The organism is Bacillus sp. DX3.1, assembly GCF_030292155.1.
In the GTDB taxonomy this organism is placed as follows: Bacteria; Bacillota; Bacilli; order Bacillales; family Bacillaceae_G; genus Bacillus_A.
The window spans coordinates 2,663,691-2,679,455 of record NZ_CP128153.1 but is presented as its reverse complement, the minus strand read 5'-3'; the positions used below and the strand labels follow the sequence as shown (position 1 = coordinate 2,679,455).

Sequence of the window (15,765 nt, the reverse complement as noted above, 5' to 3'; positions counted from 1 at the left end):
CATGCGAAGAGATGGAGAGAAGTAGAGAGTACAATGATTTTTAACTAATGATATAATATTAGTAGATGAAAGACTAAGAAAAGCAGGTGAATCTTTTTTGTTTACAAAAGCACAAGAACTTTTAGCGTCCTATTTTGGTTACTCATCATTCCGCAGAGGACAGGATGAGACAATTAAAAATGTATTAGATGGAAAAGATACCGTTTGTATTATGCCAACAGGCGGTGGTAAATCGATTTGTTATCAAATTCCGGCATTAGTATTTGAGGGAACGACATTAGTTATCTCGCCACTGATTTCACTTATGAAGGATCAAGTGGATACGTTAGTACAAAATGGTATTTCAGCTACTTATATTAATAGTTCTATATCGATTACAGAAGCAAATCAACGTATTCAATTAGCGAAGCAAGGTCATTATAAATTGTTGTATATCGCACCAGAGCGTTTAGATTCAATGGAGTTTGTTGATCAGCTTATTGATATGAAAATACCAATGATTGCGATTGATGAAGCGCACTGTATTTCACAATGGGGACATGACTTCCGCCCAAGTTATTTACATATCCATCGTATTTTAGACTATCTTCCAGAAAAACCACTTGTACTTGCGTTAACCGCAACTGCAACACCGCAAGTGCGTGAGGATATTTGTAGTACGCTAGAAATCGATCAAAGCAATACAATTATGACGACCTTTGAACGAGAAAATTTATCTTTTTCTGTTGTAAAAGGACAAGATCGCTATTCTTTTTTAGCGGACTATATTCGCCAAAATAAAAAGGAATCCGGGATCATTTATGCAGCGACTCGAAAAGTTGTCGATCAACTGTATGAAGATTTATATAAAGCGGGTGTGTCAGTTTCACGTTATCATGCGGGCATGAATGATCACGATCGGAATGAACAGCAAGAGCGTTTTTTACGTGATGAAGTAAGCGTTATGGTAGCTACATCAGCTTTCGGGATGGGGATTGATAAATCGAATATTCGTTATGTTATTCATTATCAGCTTCCTAAAAATATGGAAAGTTATTATCAGGAGGCAGGCCGTGCTGGTCGTGATGGATTAGATAGTGCATGTATTTTGCTGTATGCTTCACAAGATGTGCAGGTGCAGCGCTTTTTAATTGATCAATCTACAGGAGAATCAAGGTTTTCAAATGAACTAGAAAAGCTGCAAAATATGACGGATTATTGTCATACAGAACAATGCTTACAATCATTCATCTTGCAATACTTTGGTGAAGAGCCGAAAGAAGACTGCGGACGCTGCGGTAATTGTACAGATGAACGTGAAAGCATTGATGTAACGAGAGAATCACAAATGGTCTTATCTTGTATGATTCGGACAAATCAACGTTTTGGGAAACAAATGATTGCCCAAGTGTTAACGGGATCTAAAAACAAAAAAGTAATCGAATTTAATTTTCATACATTACCAACTTACGGTCTTTTATCAAATCGCAGTGTAAAAGAGGTCAGTGAGTTTATCGAGTTTTTAATTTCAGAAGAACTCATTGCGGTAGAACATGGAACATACCCAACGTTAAAAGTAACCGCAAAAGGAAAGAATGCATTGCTTGGTAATGAAGCAGTCCTACGAAAAGAAAGAGTGGAAACGAGACAAATTGTTCAAGATCATCCATTATTTGAAGAGCTGCGTAATGTTCGTAAAGAAATTGCACAAGGAGAAGGTGTACCACCGTTTGTTATTTTCTCTGATCAGACGTTAAAAGATATGTGTGCGAAAATGCCACAAAGTGATGGCGAGTTACTACAAGTAAAAGGGATTGGGGAACATAAGCTTGCCAAATATGGCTCTCAATTTTTACAAGCAGTGATCGACTTTATTGAAAAAAATCCGGATTATGCGGAAAATCTTAAGACAGAAACTGTAACGGAACGAAAACAGTCAGCAAAAGCATCGAAAAATTCTCATCTTGAAACGTATGAAATGTACAAGAAAGGCGAAGCGCTTGATGCGATTGCGAAAGAAAGAGGACTGTCTCGTCAAACAGTTGAAAATCATTTGATTCGAAGCTTTGAAGAAGGAATGGAAGTAGATTGGGCAAGCTTTGTGCCAAAAGAATATGAATCTCTCATTGAAGCAGCTGTGAAAAATGCAGAAGGTGGCTTAAAGTCTATGAAGGAACAACTTCCTAATGCTGTGAGTTATTTTATGATCCGAGCTTATTTGCAAATACGAAAATAGAAAAGTGTTAAGGGGATAGGGGATATGCACTACGTTTTTGTGTATGGCACACTAAGAAAAAATGAAATAAATGCTCATTATTTGCAAGACTCAACATGTATCGCAGCAGAAGCATGGACTTATGGAAAACTATTTGATACGAACGAGTATTATCCCGCAATGGTTCCGTCTATAGATGAAAAAGTACATGGAGAAGTGTATGAAGTAAGCGATACTGTACTAAAAGCATTAGATGAACTAGAAGAGTATACGGGAAACCCAGAAGAAGATTTATACGACCGGATTACACAATCGGTTTATTTAGAAAATAGAAATATTACGGCATATGTATATGTAGCACAAAGTGAGGAAATGCTGCAGCGCCCTATTATTTCTGGTGATTGGGTGCGTTATAATAAGTTATTAAGTGGAAATAAGCAGGGGGGATAAAGTTGGAAAGAGGCATTAGCTTTATGATTCCAAATGAATATGGAATGTATTTGTCTCAGATTTTGCAACCTGTGGATTTAAAAGATTTTCTAATTTCGATTGAAACAGTAGAAATTTATGATGGAAAACAAGAGCACTTATTTCCAAAAGAGAATTATGTAATAGAGGGGACTAAAGTCCATAAAATAATCAATGAGCAACAATATTATATCGTTTTTACGGACTTTAAGATCTATCCTAAACATGGGGGAATTACAGAAATTGAAACATATGAAGAATTTCTTCATAGTGATTGCGAACTTATTTTATTAATTGCAGAGTGTGAATATGTAACTCTGTATTGTAAAGATAAAAATATGTTGAATCAATTGTATGAAAATGCGATAAAACAACATTTTACAGATGTTGAATATGTTACAGATTTAAATGACGATCGAACAGGGATGAGTGTTTGATAAATGAAGTTTTATGAAAAACGGAATCTAGATAGATTTCGTTTTTTTTTGGTTTATATCCCGCTATTTGCGGGCGACGATATCCCTACCTCAACGTTCAGCAGGAAGCAAAGAAGTTAGATGGTAGATAAAATGCCCCCGTAAAAGCCTAATTGGTGAAGGCTAATAATCAGTGGGAAAGAAAGTCTCTCAAAGCATTAGATGAACTAGAAGAGTATACGAGAAACTTAGAAGAGGATTTATACGACCGGATTACACAACCAGTTTATTTAGAAAATAGAAATATTACGACTGAGGACTAGTACAATCGATGTATTGCGTAACAATAAAGTACGTTTAAAACAAATTAAGTCGGTTCATTTACAATTACATGATTTCATGGAGTGACTTAGAAAGTAAGAGGTTGTTAAGGACTTATATATTGAAACAGCGAGGACAAAGTGTAACAAAAAAGGAAGCCATCCTGTAGAGTAGCTTCCTTTTTTATATTTTCCATTACTGGAGTTTCCTGAAACGTTCATCACTGACATAACATCGGCTGTTGCTATCTTCATATTGTTCCAATGAGAAAGAATACGTTTTTTCGATGATTGCAATATCATTCGCTGTGTACAGTTCCTTTATTAAGAGGATGATACTATCTGTCTTTTTGTTATGGTTTAGAAAACTCTTATCTATTGACTTTACAATTGTATTTTTTATAAAATTATAGTTCGACTGAAAATTTCGAGCGAATAGGAGGGAATCATCGAAATGAACAGTATCTATAAACAAGAGCTACAGCGAATGAATGATACTTTATCTAAAATGGATGAGCAATTAGAAAAACTGGAGAAAGTTCCGATCTATTACGGAGAAGATATAAAAGAGCAAGTACTTGAAAGTATGAGAGAGTCAAGTCGGAAAAATCTTCGCATTGGCGTGCAAGAACCATACTTTGGTCGCTTAGATTTTGAAGAAGACGGACAGTTAGAACCAAATCCTATTTACATTGGAAAGGTCGGCGTTTCAGATGAAGATACAATGAAGCCGATTGTTATTGACTGGCGTGCACCTGTCGCTAGTATGTTTTATTCATTTACCGGTGGCGAGGAACCAGCCTTTTATCATTCACCAGACGGATTAATTGAAGGGAATATTTATTTAAAAAGAAACATTTCTATTCGCAAACGAGAGCTAGAACGTGTTGTTGATACATATGTAAAAGGGAGCAACGATCTATCGCTTGCAGATGATTTCCTTCTGTACCGATTAGGTGAAAATAAAGATAACAAGTTAAAAGATATCGTTTCGACGATTCAAGCGGAACAAAATGATATCATTCGAGCGGAAAAAAATATGCCACTTATAATTCAAGGGGTTGCAGGAAGCGGAAAAACAACGATCGCTTTACATCGCTTGCTTTTTTAATTTATGAATACCGGGAACAATTGAAAGCGGAAAGAATGATTGTATTTGCGCCAAATAGTTTATTCCTTGATTACATTTCTAGTGTCCTTCCAGAGCTTGGTGTAGGTGATATTAGCCAAACGACATTTCAGGACTGGGCACTGCAGACATTAAATGATCCAGTGAAAGTGAAAAGTACGGAAACACAATTGGAACAAGCTTTTTCAATAAATCGTGATGAGAAAAAGGTTCTGCTTGGTAAATTAAAGGGAACGATGAAATTCAAATCGTTCATTCAGGAAAGCTGTATTCATTTTGAAAAGAATCTTTTACCAACAAAAGATTTTGAGGCTTGGGACCGAGCGGTTATTAAGATGGATGAAATTAAGAAATGGATTCAAATAGAATATAAACATTATCCGGTGGCAAAAAGACGAGAACGTGTTATCGGACGAATGAAGCGCTGGATTGAGATGGAATTGAAAAAGTTTGAAGGAACGAACGAGAAAAAACTACTGAAAAAAGAAGCAACAAAGAGATTGAATGCTTATATGAAATATTGGCCGAAAATGAGTGCACTGTCATTTTACAGTATGCTTATGAAACAAGAAAATTTGTTAGAAATCTTACCAGCTGAACTCGTTCAAGAAACAGCGAAAAACTGTAGAAAAAAAGAAGTCCAATTAGAAGATTTAGCACCGCTTATTTATATTCATCATCATTTAGAAGGAATTAAACTAGGACAGAAATTTCATCATGTTGTCATTGATGAAGCACAAGACTTCTCTCCGTTTCAATTATTCATATTAAAGGAAATGACGCTTGGAAATTCCTTTACGATTTTAGGAGATTTATCCCAGGCTATTTACGATTATCAAGGCATTGAGGATTGGGATGATTTTAAGCAGGTATTTCAAGAATCGGGATACTACGAGTTGACGCGAAGTTACCGTTCTACAAAAGAAATCATTCAGTTTGCAAATGAAGTGATTCGAAGTGCTGAAATACCAGTGGGTCTTGCGACACCTGTTTTCCGTAGCGGAGAGAAAGTGAAAATCGTGTCAGCTGAGGATCAATTTGAAGCCATTCTCTCTACACTACAAAAAATGCAAAAAGATAATGTGAAAACCATTGCAGTCGTAGGTAGAACTGATGCAGAGTGTCGTGACATTTATGAAAAACTTACAAAAGCGGGTATCTCTGTTAATGTGATAGAAGCCAATCAAAGCAAATATGAGGGCGGCATTTCAGTTGTTCCTGTTTACCTAGCAAAGGGCCTAGAATTTGATGCAGTATTGCTTGTAGATGTGGATGAAGCGCATTATAAAGATACGAAACACGATGCCAAATTATTATATGTAGGATGTACGAGATCGCTGCATGACTTATGGATTTTTTATTCTGGAGAGCGTTCACCGTTACTTCAGAAAATTCCTGATGACCTATATGAGGCTAGAATATAGAAGTAGATGTATGAATCAAGGGGCTTTTCATCGTAATGCATGGGAAAGTCCTCTTGATTTTTTCTTTTATATACTGTTGAATTTGAATATACACAGTAACGGAAAGGAAGAAAAAGCGAATGAATATCATCACAAAAGTTATGAATCATAAAGATTGGGAAAAAGGAAAAACGACAGGTGAAATCATTGAAGATTCTCTTAGAGAGGAAGGGTTTATTCATTGCTCAAGTTTAGAGCAATCTACTGAAGTTGCAAAGAAATATTTTAGTAATGAAACAGAAATAGTACTATTAGTAATCGATCCAGACCTTGTTAAGGCGGAGATAAAATATGAAGTGGCTTCCAATGGACAGAAGTATCCGCATATTTACGGTGTATTAAATGTAGATGCTGTGGTGAATGTGATAGCATTTCGTAAAGAAAATGGAGCCTTTGTTTTACCAGCTACACTAGATTATAAGTAGAAGAGTAATTTATATAAATACAAATTAAAAAACCGACATAAACCCCTTCTTTTTAGGTGGGAGAGAGCATCCGGCCATGCATAGAAACGGTCAGATCCTTTTCCTGTCCCATGCCAAGTGAAAACAAAGAGAGAAAACGAGTGCAGGTCACCTGTTGTTATCCATAGTCGCGGCTATATGTCGAAAAATCAAAATGGATTTATATAGTTAACATAATAAAAGGAATTTCGATTTCAGTTATAGAAATATTGAGGGTGGGAAAATGGAATCGAAAAGGGGTATACATATGGATGCATTGATCCAGAAAATAAAAGAAATCGAATCGGGTCAAGTAGGAATCGTTGTTTATTCTCCAAAAAACAAAAGTATTGTAGCTTCGCATAATAGTGAACTATCGGTTCCTCTAGCGTCTGCTGCAAAGGTTGCGATTGGATTTGCTTTAGCGAAGTGGAGTCAACTACCCACCACTTAAACGCTAACGCGTTTTGAAGTGGGGGCTTGCAAAAAGCCCTGATTGTCTAGCCTCAGCCTTTTGTAGACTACGTTCGTAGGTTGCATACCCAAGAATAATTCCCTAGTTCTTGGCTCTATGGTGGCTCTGTAACAGTTCTGGTTGGGAAGGGACGGTCAACCACAGGCCTTCTTTCATAAGAAGTTGCTAACACCTACAAACATTGGCGAAGGGAAACAAACTCTTAGGAGGGACAAAACATGCGTGTATTTGTCAAGAATTTACGAGGAGAACCGCTCATGCCTTGCAGTACTCGTAAGGCACGGCTTCTTCTTAAACAAGGAAAAGCTAAGATTTTTAGGCATACACCGTTTACAATTCAATTGCAGTATGCCACCGGTGAAACATTGAAACCTGTTACAATTGGTGTCGATAGCGGTGCAAAATATGTGGGGGTCGCGATTACAACAGAGGAAAAGTACTAGCGAAAGGAACCATTGAGCTACGTCAAGATATCAAAGAGAATCTTACCCTCAGAGCTACATTACGTAGAGGTAGAAGACAACGTACAACCCGTTACCGAAAAGCGCGCTTTCTCAATCGAAAAAGAAAGAAGGCTGGCTTCCCCATCGATTCAAAGTCGAACCGATAACATCATTCATTGGATTGAGACATTCAAATCGCTATTGCCTTCACCAAAAGTCATTGTAGAAGTCGGCAAGTTTGATATACAAAAACTAAAGAACCCTGATATACAAGGGAAAGCGTATCAACAAGGAGACGCATTTGGCTTTTGGAATACAAGATACTATGTATTTGCGAGAGACCATTATACATGTCAAATCTGTAAGAAAAAAGGTGGCATTTTGCACACGCACCATATAATTGAGCGACATAAGGGTGGTTCAGATATGGCAGAGAACCTCGTGACAGTACATGAAGATTGCCATGGAAAATTCCATCAAGGAAAAATTAAGCACGTTTTTAAGGAACCAAAACAGTATAAAGAGACCGCCTTTATGAATATTTTGCGGCTTCAAATCATGAAGCGTTTAGATTGTGAGATCACGTATGGCAGTTACACAACACCGAAGCGAAAAGAATTAAGATTATCAAAAACACACTATAACGATGCCATTGCGATTACCAATCCGAAACAATTACAAAAATATCAGCAAAGTGGTGAGTTTCGCATCAAACAATTTAGAAAGAAAAAGCGTTCTCTTCATGAAGCAACTCCAAGGAAAGGAAGAAAAACAAAAAATAGAACAGCGAAAAGAAACAATAAAAATACGCCTTATGTAAATGGAATTTATCTAGGTGATAAAGTGAAAGTGTTTGAGCAAGTAGGATTCGTGACAGGATTTACAGGGAAGATGGTGTATGTGCAAGATATAGATGGTCATTATATACAAAATCCTGCTAAATCTTATAAGCAAGTGAATATATCGGATATTGAATGTAAACACCACAATAACAACTGGCAGTTCTTACAAGTCAGTTAGGCGATGCCTAACTGAAATTTATCCCCACTTTATCGCTTGGCTATCGCCCGTCACGAGCTTGAAGATAAGGACTTCTTTCGGGAAGTACGTTAAATAAGTAGGGAGACAAGACCAATGTTTGACACAACGCGTAAATATTGTCTATCAAAGAGAAAAGCGACTGAAGATTCTCCAGAGGGGTGGAATGCTACCTGTATGAGAATCAATGATAAAATATTTGCGATTTTAAATAATGAAAATGGGGGTCAAGCTTCAATAACATTAAAATGCGATCCAGAGATTGCACTGCAAGTAAGAGAAGAATACCCTAAGACGATTATCCCAGGTTATCATATGAATAAAAAGCATTGGAATACTATTTATTTTGATGGGGAGTTAAGTCAAGAAGAAATAAACAAAATGATCGATTGGTCTTATGAATTAGTATTGAAATCTTTTTCAAAGAAGAAGCAGAAAGAAATTCTAGGTCAAGAATAACAGAAGTGAGATATGAATTATCTATCAATTTGAAATGCTAGCGCAAAGCTAGCATTTTTTTGATTCGTAAAACGTAATGCCCTTAATAAGATAAATGAAATATAATTATGGATAAAAGTGTAATAGAATGAATGCAAGGAGAGTGATTTTATAAGAACGGAGGAACCAATAATGAGGATTGAACCTGTGACATTGGATACAGTGGAAGAAGCTAGACAAGTTATTTTTACTGGTTTTCTTGATTACTTTAGTGAAATTGATTACAGTTTAAATCCAGATTTACATAATGTTTTACAAACATATTCTGAAAAAGGGAATATGTTCGTAGTTGGGGCAGTAGAAAAAAAGATTGTCTGTACAGGAGCCTTATACAAAGAAGATGAGGAAACAGCTCGTATTTGTAGAGTATCTGTATTAAAAGACTATCGGCAGCGGGGACTTGCGAGGCAAATTGTACATTTCCTTGAAGAAAAGGCCTACGAATGGGGTTATAAACAAATTGTAATAGAGACAAATTTACAGTGGGGAAAGCCGATTGGTTTATACAAATCATTAGGTTATATAACAACAGGTACGAAAGATAATCAAATACATTTTCGAAAACATTTAATGTAAATAAATGAAGATTCAACAATGTATTTACGGCAACGCCATTTTTTAGGAATAGAATGAAGAATACAAAATGGGGGGAAAGAGATGAGATTCTTAATTGTAGGAGCAGGAGCGATTGGTGGGTATTTTGGCGGACGTTTGGCCCAAAAAGGAGAAGATGTAACATTTCTTGTTCGTTCAAAAAAGCAGAAACAACTAAATGATGAAGGGCTAACGATTAAAAGTATACATGGAGATTTTCATACTCCAGTTAAAACAATTGGTTATGAAGACCCGGTACAAAAATATGATGTAATAATTATTGCTGTAAAATCGTATCACTTACCACAAGTACAAACTGATATTGCTCCATATGTAGGATCCAAAACAGTAATTCTTCCTTTACTTAATGGTTATGAGCATTTCGAACACCTCCAGCATGCATTTGGTAAGGAAACAATATTAGGAGGGCTCTGTTTTATCGAAACCACACTGGACGAGCATGGAACGGTAATCCAATCTAGTCCGCGACATGATCTTGTTTTTGGAGAATGGGATGGCACATACTCTGACAGAGCGAAACGAATATTGAGCCATTTTCATGATGCAGGATTCAATGTTACATTAAGTGAAAACATTCAAAGAGATATATGGCATAAGTACATCTTTATTGCTAGTATGAGTGGTGTAACAACGTTAATGAACGCACCAATTGGTCCGATCCTTAGTGATGAAAATGGACAGAAAATATATCGCCGTCTCATTTTGGAAGTGACTTCCATTGCGAAACTAGTAGGAGCTCCAGTATCCGAAGAAGTTGAAGAACAGACATTCCAAATAACCTTAGCTCTCAGTCCTTCCATGAAATCTTCTATGCAGCGCGATATGGAGAAGAACTTGTCTGTTGAAGCTCAGCATCTTCACGGATTCTTATTAGCAAAAATTTCTCCTACTGAAGAGAATTATCCGATATTACAGACTGTATATAGCAGACTGAAAATATATGAAAGTATGTTATAAAGTGAAACTTTATTATAAAAAAAGTATTGTGTGAGGTTTTACCATGAATGATAAACGGAATAGAGTAATATATGCGATGTTAATAATAGTTGTAATAATTTTAGGATTAAGCTCAAGAAAGATGGCAAATCTGTTCCCAGATGTAGTGAATGCCTATGTAGGTGACGCTCTATGGGCGTTAATGATTTTCATTGGTTTTGGTTTTATTTTTAGCAGGATGGAAACAAAGAAAGTAGCACTACTCGGAATATCATTTTGCTATCTAATTGAAGTAAGTCAACTGTATCATGCGAATTGGATCGATAATATTAGAGAAACAACATTAGGTGGATTAGTATTAGGATATGGGTTTTTATGGAGTGATTTATTAGCGTATGCGATCGGAATTGGAACAGGGGGAGTGATTGAATTTCTATATAGAAAAACTCGCATTTGAAAATAGGAATATAGTGGAGGATTTAGGGTTATGTAGGAAGGAAATAGAATGGAACGAGCTTTAGTGATTGCAAAGTTTTGGCTTAAGGGATTTAATTTATCAAGTACAGTGATTCATTCTAGAGTAACGCTTATAACCTAAACAGATTAATTTAACTATAGCTATTAGGCTGTTATTTTCTATTTTAAATAACGAAAGAGGATGTTATACAATTCAATCCAAACAAGCAATAGTAACCAAAGTTTAAAGTATTTTAATCTGGAGTGAGTTTCATGGAATATGAATTGAAAAAGAAGATCACAGATTATTTAGTTCAAGAATATAAATGTCATTCTATCGTAATATATGGATCATATGTGAATGGCGACTATACAGATGAAAGCGATATAGATGTAGTTTGCTTTTCTGACGAACCAACAATAAAAAGTAATGATACGTGTATTTTAAGTGATAAACAATTAGATGCTTGGATGTATAAAACGGAAAAGATGAACGATGTAGAAGAATTTCTTCGTATAAAGGGAGGAGAAATTTTACTAGACGACAGGGGAATTTGTAGTAGTTTTCTTCACGATATTGATGAGTTATTTCATAAGGGGCCGAAACGATTAACACTTGAAGAAAAACAATTTTTACAGAGTTGGGTCCAAAAGATGTACAGAAGAGCTTTAAAAGGTGATATTGAGGGTGATTTTAGATATCACTGGCTTCTTGTAGATAGTTTAGAGATGTATTTTAACATAAAGGGGATTTGGTTTTTAGGACCTAAAAAATCTCTAAGTTGGCTTTATGAAAATGAACGAGATACTTATATTCTTTTTCATAATGCACTACAGGTTCAATCAAATATGAATGATTTGAAGCGATTAGTAGACTGTATTATGAGGCTATAAGTACTCTAATTTTATTTGGTGAAGCTACGTGAACTAAATATTCCCTTTAGATTTTATATCTAAAGGGAATATTTGTAATATATTAGATGTGTATTCAAGTGTTATTGTGATGAGGTAGTATTCGTTTAACGCCTTCATTTGTCCCGATAATTGCTGTATGTACCATATCAATAAAGAAACCTGTTTCAATTACACCTGTTATTGCTTTCAAACGTTGATGTGTGTTACTTGGATTGGTTATGCGTTCCGGAAAAACACAGTCTAAAATCAAATTCCCATTGTCTGTTATAAATGGTTTATCATTCTGCAGACGTAATGTAGGTTTGCAGCCTAATAATTGAACCCTTTTTACTGTGTGCTCCCAAGCAAACGGCACAATTTCGACTGGAAGGGGAAAGGTACCTAAATCGGAAATAAGTTTTGATTCATCTGCAATGATTATCAGTTTTTCGGACGAAGTGGCGACTAATTTTTCGCGAAGAAGAGCACCACCCCCGCCTTTAATTAGCTGTAAGTGAGTGTCAATTTCATCTGCTCCATCAATTGTGAGATCAAGTTTGTCAACTTCAGATAAGGACATTAACGGAATAGACAGTTGTTTTTCCAGATTTGCTGTTCCTATAGATGTAGGAACAGCTTGAATAGATAATCCACCCTTTATCAGCTGACCTAATTTTTGTATCGTCCAATATACTGTAGAACCTGTTCCTAGTCCAATTGTCATGCCATCCTTAACATAATTGGCAGCATATTCACCAGCTGAACGTTTTAAGTCCATTGGTATTTCTCCTTATGATTCTGCAGGCCTTGGTCCGGCATCTAACCCTGAATTTTCCACAGTTAAGATAGGGCGAACTGTTAAATCTGTTTGTACACGCATTTGGCAGGATAACCGTAAATGATCTTCAATTCCTTTTTCGGTAATAGCGTTCTTTTCGACATGAGTAGGTTCGCAAAAATCGCCTGCTACTATTTCAACTCGGCATGTTGTACAGCGAGCTTTTCCTCCGCAACGATGAAGAATATGTACACCATTGTCTTCGAGTGCTAATACTAATTTCGTTCCTTCTTTCACATCAAATGTTCCTACACCTAACACTGTTAAATTTGGCATTTTGTTACCTCCTCCTATAAAGTGAAACTTTCATCAATTCTCCACTGATGATGAGCCCTCACGAATCGGGCATTAACGGGCAGTTATTCCCTGAATACTTAAAAAAAATTTGAGATGAGGGATTACTGCCCGTTAATGCGGGATAAAATTCTACATAACATATTTATGACCTGACTTTTATTAACATAAACATTATAAAAAAAATTTATAGATCCGTAACTTTTTTATGTATTGAATCGTTTATTAAGTAAGCGCTGAAAAGGAGTGGTTATTTTGTGCACAAAAGTAAAGCAATTCCTGGAATCCCATGTTGATATGAATCATTCAAATATAAATTTCCTCATAGAGCATTATGCAGAGTTAAACAGGTACTGTACGTTTTTAACAAAGGACAAATGGGACGGAGAAGATCTTGCCCAAGAAACGATATGTAAAGTATTGCAGAAGTATGTTCATAAAACAGAGGTACGAGACATATGTATCACACTTTTATACAAAGTAGCTCGAAATCAGTGGTTAGATCAAATAAAAGCAAAACCATCTCAAGCGAAAATTGAACAACATTTATATGAAGAACCGCATGAAAAGATTGCTGATTTGCATGAAATGGTTGAAAGGGTATTGTCTTCTTTAAATGTACAACAATCAGTCATTTTTATATTAAAGGATGTCTTTCAATATAGTTTATCTGATATCGCAAAGGTGTGTTCGATATCAGAAGGTGCGGTAAAAGCTTCGTTATTTCGTAGTCGGAATAAGATTAAAAAGATAAATGATGAAGATGTTTTTGAAATTGCTGACCAGGAGGCTGAAGTTGAAATAGTTGTGACAGCCATACAGCAACAAAGACCAGAATTATTAACCAAACTACTTCCAACATTACAATTCACACACTTCTCCTTCCAGCAACCGGTACTATTATTTAACAAAAAAATGTCGTCTTCTCACGGTTATATGTTATGTGCGGCATAAAGTGAAACTCCCAATTGATGGGTAGGTGAGTGAATCGGGCTTTTATGGGCAGTTTATCCTCCGCTAAGCTTTGGTGCTTGCTGCAGAACTTTAAGGAGGGATATTACTGCCCGTTAATACAGGATAAAAGAATAGATGGAGGGATTTTTATGAATGCAATTCCTTATGTTGTTGAGCAAACAAAGCTCGGAGAACGTTCGTATGATATTTATTCAAGACTGCTCAAAGATCGAATCATTATGATTGGATCAGAAATTAATGAGCAAGTAGCGAGCAGTGTCGTTGCGCAGTTATTGTTTTTAGAAGCTGAGGATGCTGAGAAAGATATTTTCCTTTATATCAATAGCCCTGGTGGCTCTACTTCGGCAGGATTTGCGATTTTAGATACGATGAATTATATTAAGCCAGATGTTCAAACGCTTTGTATGGGTCTCGCAGCATCATTTGGAGCTTTATTGCTACTGGCTGGGGCAAAAGGGAAACGTTTTGCATTGCCAAACAGTGAAATTATGATCCATCAACCACTTGGCGGGGCACAGGGGCAAGCAACTGAAATTGAAATATCAGCAAAGCGAATTTTAAAGTTAAAACAAGATATTAATCAAATTATTGCTGATCAAACAGGGCAGCCAATTGAAAAAATCGCACATGATACAGAAAGAGATTATTTTATGACTGCAGAAGAAGCGAAGAAGTATGGAATTGTAGATGCTGTTATTCGAAAAATTAAATAGCATTGCAACAGGCTGTTGAACAATGTCGTTCAACAGCCTGTTTTTGTTTCCTTATAGTTAATCTTTGATCCAAGAATCGACTACCTGTTGATTTTTCTTAATCCAGTCCCTAGCAGCTTGTTCAGGATCTTTTGTTTTATTCAGCATGACCATTAGCGTTCCGAGCTGCTCATCGGTCATTTTCCATTTCTCGAAGTACTTGATGACCTCAGGATAATCTTTTTCGAATCCTTTTCGTACAGAGTAATAAATATCATCTTTTTCACCATATACTTTCTTAGGGTCTTTTAAATATTTTAAATCAAATTCTGAAAAGCCCCAGTGTGGATTCCATAATGTAACAGCGATTGGTTTCTTGTTACTATAGGCTTTCTTTAACTCACTCATCATCGCAGCTTCTGAAGATTGGACAAGTTTAAGCTCAATGCCATATGATTTCATGGCTTTATCGGTTAAATTCATCAGACTGCTTCCAGGTTCGATACCAATAATTTTATTGTTCAATTCGTCCTTATGAGCATTTAAGTCTTCGATGCTGTTGATGTTTGTCATATAAGAGGGAACAACTAAACCAAGACCTGTTCCTTCATACCATTTTGATTTTATTACAAGGTTGTCTTTATATTTTTCATAAAGTGGTTTGTCAGTAACAGGGAGCCAAACTTCTAGATTTGCATCCACATCTCCTCGTGCTACACCGGTCCAAACTGCAGCTTTTTCTAAATACATTAATTCAACTTTATATCCTTTTTGTTCAAGTAATACTTTCCACATATTTGCCGTAGCAATGTTTTCTTTCCAGCTTGTTACACCAAGTTTGATTTTTCCTTTTGTATTCGCATTAGTTGTGTTACAAGCGGTGACAATTATACTGATTAAAAACAAAATGCTTATCATCCATATTTTACGCTTCATTAGAATCCTCCTATTTCTATAGCTGACAACAGTGATTGGTATATTTTTCACCAGAAAATTTATACTGATGAAAAGTTCACTTTATGTACAGAAGTGTGTTTGTCATTGTAAGGCAAACTTATTTATGAGCAAAGCTTCACGCAAGTAATCTTATTATGAACGGAAACGCAGATTTTAAAAAACTCTTATCTAAACGATTTTGATGTAATATTTCTGATTAAAATTGCTAAACTATGTGAATA

17 protein-coding genes and 2 pseudogenes are annotated in these 15,765 nt (G+C 36.0%); 16 read left to right on the top strand and 3 right to left on the bottom strand.

The window, feature by feature from the left end:
- The first annotated feature begins 97 nt into the window (after window positions 1-97).
- The 14 genes and pseudogenes from recQ to QRE67_RS13095 all read left to right on the top strand — a co-directional run bounded on the left by recQ (window position 98) and on the right by QRE67_RS13095 (window position 11,788).
- Window positions 98-2,215, top strand: a complete 2,118-nt coding sequence (gene recQ, locus QRE67_RS13155; RefSeq protein WP_286120616.1) for a DNA helicase RecQ — start codon at window positions 98-100, stop codon at window positions 2,213-2,215.
- Window positions 2,216-2,239: 24 nt separating this feature from the next.
- Window positions 2,240-2,644 carry a gamma-glutamylcyclotransferase family protein gene (locus QRE67_RS13150; RefSeq protein WP_286120615.1) on the top strand — a complete coding sequence of 135 codons (405 nt, stop codon included), beginning with the start codon at window positions 2,240-2,242 and terminating at the stop codon, window positions 2,642-2,644.
- A 2-nt stretch (window positions 2,645-2,646) separates the two neighbouring features.
- Entirely contained in the window at window positions 2,647-3,099 is a 453-nt protein-coding gene (locus QRE67_RS13145; protein WP_286120614.1) for a DUF2691 family protein, read from the top strand.
- A 155-nt stretch (window positions 3,100-3,254) separates the two neighbouring features.
- The gene (locus QRE67_RS13140) at window positions 3,255-3,401 is read left to right on the top strand and encodes a hypothetical protein (RefSeq protein ID WP_502873984.1); all 147 of its coding nucleotides are present in this window, start codon (window positions 3,255-3,257) and stop codon (window positions 3,399-3,401) included.
- Between the two features lie 451 nt (window positions 3,402-3,852).
- Window positions 3,853-5,951: pseudogene (locus QRE67_RS13135) on the top strand (HelD family protein).
- A gap of 125 nt (window positions 5,952-6,076) precedes the next feature.
- Window positions 6,077-6,415 (top strand): DUF952 domain-containing protein, encoded by a 339-nt coding sequence (locus QRE67_RS13130; protein WP_286125279.1) that lies wholly within the window; start codon window positions 6,077-6,079, stop codon window positions 6,413-6,415.
- 286 nt (window positions 6,416-6,701) lie between these two features.
- Window positions 6,702-6,863 (top strand): annotated as a pseudogene (locus QRE67_RS13125) (serine hydrolase); the annotation flags it as partial.
- A gap of 263 nt (window positions 6,864-7,126) precedes the next feature.
- A complete protein-coding gene (locus QRE67_RS28665) occupies window positions 7,127-7,351 on the top strand; it encodes an RRXRR domain-containing protein (protein ID WP_353507038.1) in 225 nt (74 codons plus the stop codon).
- A 12-nt stretch (window positions 7,352-7,363) separates the two neighbouring features.
- The gene (iscB, locus tag QRE67_RS13120) at window positions 7,364-8,371 is read left to right on the top strand and encodes an RNA-guided endonuclease IscB (RefSeq protein ID WP_353507037.1); all 1,008 of its coding nucleotides are present in this window, start codon (window positions 7,364-7,366) and stop codon (window positions 8,369-8,371) included.
- Between the two features lie 114 nt (window positions 8,372-8,485).
- On the top strand, window positions 8,486-8,848 hold the full coding sequence (locus QRE67_RS13115) for an MmcQ/YjbR family DNA-binding protein (protein ID WP_286120613.1): 363 nt from the start codon (window positions 8,486-8,488) through the stop codon (window positions 8,846-8,848).
- Between the two features lie 171 nt (window positions 8,849-9,019).
- Complete coding sequence (locus QRE67_RS13110; protein ID WP_286120612.1) at window positions 9,020-9,463, top strand: GNAT family N-acetyltransferase; 444 nt, start codon at window positions 9,020-9,022, stop codon at window positions 9,461-9,463.
- An 81-nt stretch (window positions 9,464-9,544) separates the two neighbouring features.
- Window positions 9,545-10,459, top strand: a complete 915-nt coding sequence (locus tag QRE67_RS13105) for a ketopantoate reductase family protein (RefSeq protein ID WP_286120611.1) — start codon at window positions 9,545-9,547, stop codon at window positions 10,457-10,459.
- Between the two features lie 43 nt (window positions 10,460-10,502).
- Window positions 10,503-10,895, top strand: a complete 393-nt coding sequence (locus QRE67_RS13100) for a ribosomal maturation YjgA family protein (RefSeq protein WP_286120610.1) — start codon at window positions 10,503-10,505, stop codon at window positions 10,893-10,895.
- A gap of 272 nt (window positions 10,896-11,167) precedes the next feature.
- The gene (locus QRE67_RS13095; protein ID WP_286120609.1) at window positions 11,168-11,788 is read left to right on the top strand and encodes a nucleotidyltransferase domain-containing protein; all 621 of its coding nucleotides are present in this window, start codon (window positions 11,168-11,170) and stop codon (window positions 11,786-11,788) included.
- Window positions 11,789-11,882: 94 nt separating this feature from the next.
- Here QRE67_RS13095 and rpiA read toward each other — a convergent pair whose 3' ends face one another.
- Window positions 11,883-12,566, bottom strand: coding sequence for a ribose 5-phosphate isomerase A (gene rpiA / locus QRE67_RS13090; RefSeq protein ID WP_286120608.1), 684 nt, complete (start codon window positions 12,564-12,566; stop codon window positions 11,883-11,885).
- Window positions 12,567-12,578: 12 nt separating this feature from the next.
- Window positions 12,579-12,902: a 2Fe-2S iron-sulfur cluster-binding protein gene (locus QRE67_RS13085; protein WP_286120607.1), complete on the bottom strand. Its 324-nt coding sequence runs from the start codon at window positions 12,900-12,902 to the stop codon at window positions 12,579-12,581.
- 273 nt (window positions 12,903-13,175) lie between these two features.
- Between QRE67_RS13085 and QRE67_RS13080 the strand changes: the two genes are divergently transcribed.
- Both QRE67_RS13080 and clpP read left to right on the top strand, forming a co-directional pair.
- On the top strand, window positions 13,176-13,874 hold the full coding sequence (locus QRE67_RS13080; RefSeq protein WP_286120606.1) for an RNA polymerase subunit sigma-70: 699 nt from the start codon (window positions 13,176-13,178) through the stop codon (window positions 13,872-13,874).
- A gap of 149 nt (window positions 13,875-14,023) precedes the next feature.
- On the top strand, window positions 14,024-14,608 hold the full coding sequence (gene clpP / locus QRE67_RS13075; protein WP_286120605.1) for an ATP-dependent Clp endopeptidase proteolytic subunit ClpP: 585 nt from the start codon (window positions 14,024-14,026) through the stop codon (window positions 14,606-14,608).
- 57 nt (window positions 14,609-14,665) lie between these two features.
- Here the strand turns inward: clpP and QRE67_RS13070 are convergent, their stop codons facing one another.
- Window positions 14,666-15,523: a glycine betaine ABC transporter substrate-binding protein gene (locus tag QRE67_RS13070; RefSeq protein WP_286120604.1), complete on the bottom strand. Its 858-nt coding sequence runs from the start codon at window positions 15,521-15,523 to the stop codon at window positions 14,666-14,668.
- Window positions 15,524-15,765 lie beyond the last annotated feature (242 nt).

Bases quoted from the DNA above. Each gene is read 5' to 3' on its own strand.
- QRE67_RS13070 (WP_286120604.1), bottom strand. From the start codon at position 15,523: ATGAAGCGTAAAATATGGATGATAAGCATTTTGTTTTTAATCAGTATA.
- QRE67_RS13085 (WP_286120607.1), bottom strand. From the start codon at position 12,902: ATGCCAAATTTAACAGTGTTAGGTGTAGGAACATTTGATGTGAAAGAA.
- clpP (WP_286120605.1), top strand. From the start codon at position 14,024: ATGAATGCAATTCCTTATGTTGTTGAGCAAACAAAGCTCGGAGAACGT.
- QRE67_RS13115 (WP_286120613.1), top strand. From the start codon at position 8,486: ATGTTTGACACAACGCGTAAATATTGTCTATCAAAGAGAAAAGCGACT.
- QRE67_RS13100 (WP_286120610.1), top strand. From the start codon at position 10,503: ATGAATGATAAACGGAATAGAGTAATATATGCGATGTTAATAATAGTT.
- QRE67_RS13095 (WP_286120609.1), top strand. From the start codon at position 11,168: ATGGAATATGAATTGAAAAAGAAGATCACAGATTATTTAGTTCAAGAA.
- QRE67_RS13110 (WP_286120612.1), top strand. From the start codon at position 9,020: ATGAGGATTGAACCTGTGACATTGGATACAGTGGAAGAAGCTAGACAA.
- rpiA (WP_286120608.1), bottom strand. From the start codon at position 12,566: ATGGACTTAAAACGTTCAGCTGGTGAATATGCTGCCAATTATGTTAAG.
- QRE67_RS13105 (WP_286120611.1), top strand. From the start codon at position 9,545: ATGAGATTCTTAATTGTAGGAGCAGGAGCGATTGGTGGGTATTTTGGC.
- QRE67_RS28665 (WP_353507038.1), top strand. From the start codon at position 7,127: ATGCGTGTATTTGTCAAGAATTTACGAGGAGAACCGCTCATGCCTTGC.
- QRE67_RS13150 (WP_286120615.1), top strand. From the start codon at position 2,240: ATGCACTACGTTTTTGTGTATGGCACACTAAGAAAAAATGAAATAAAT.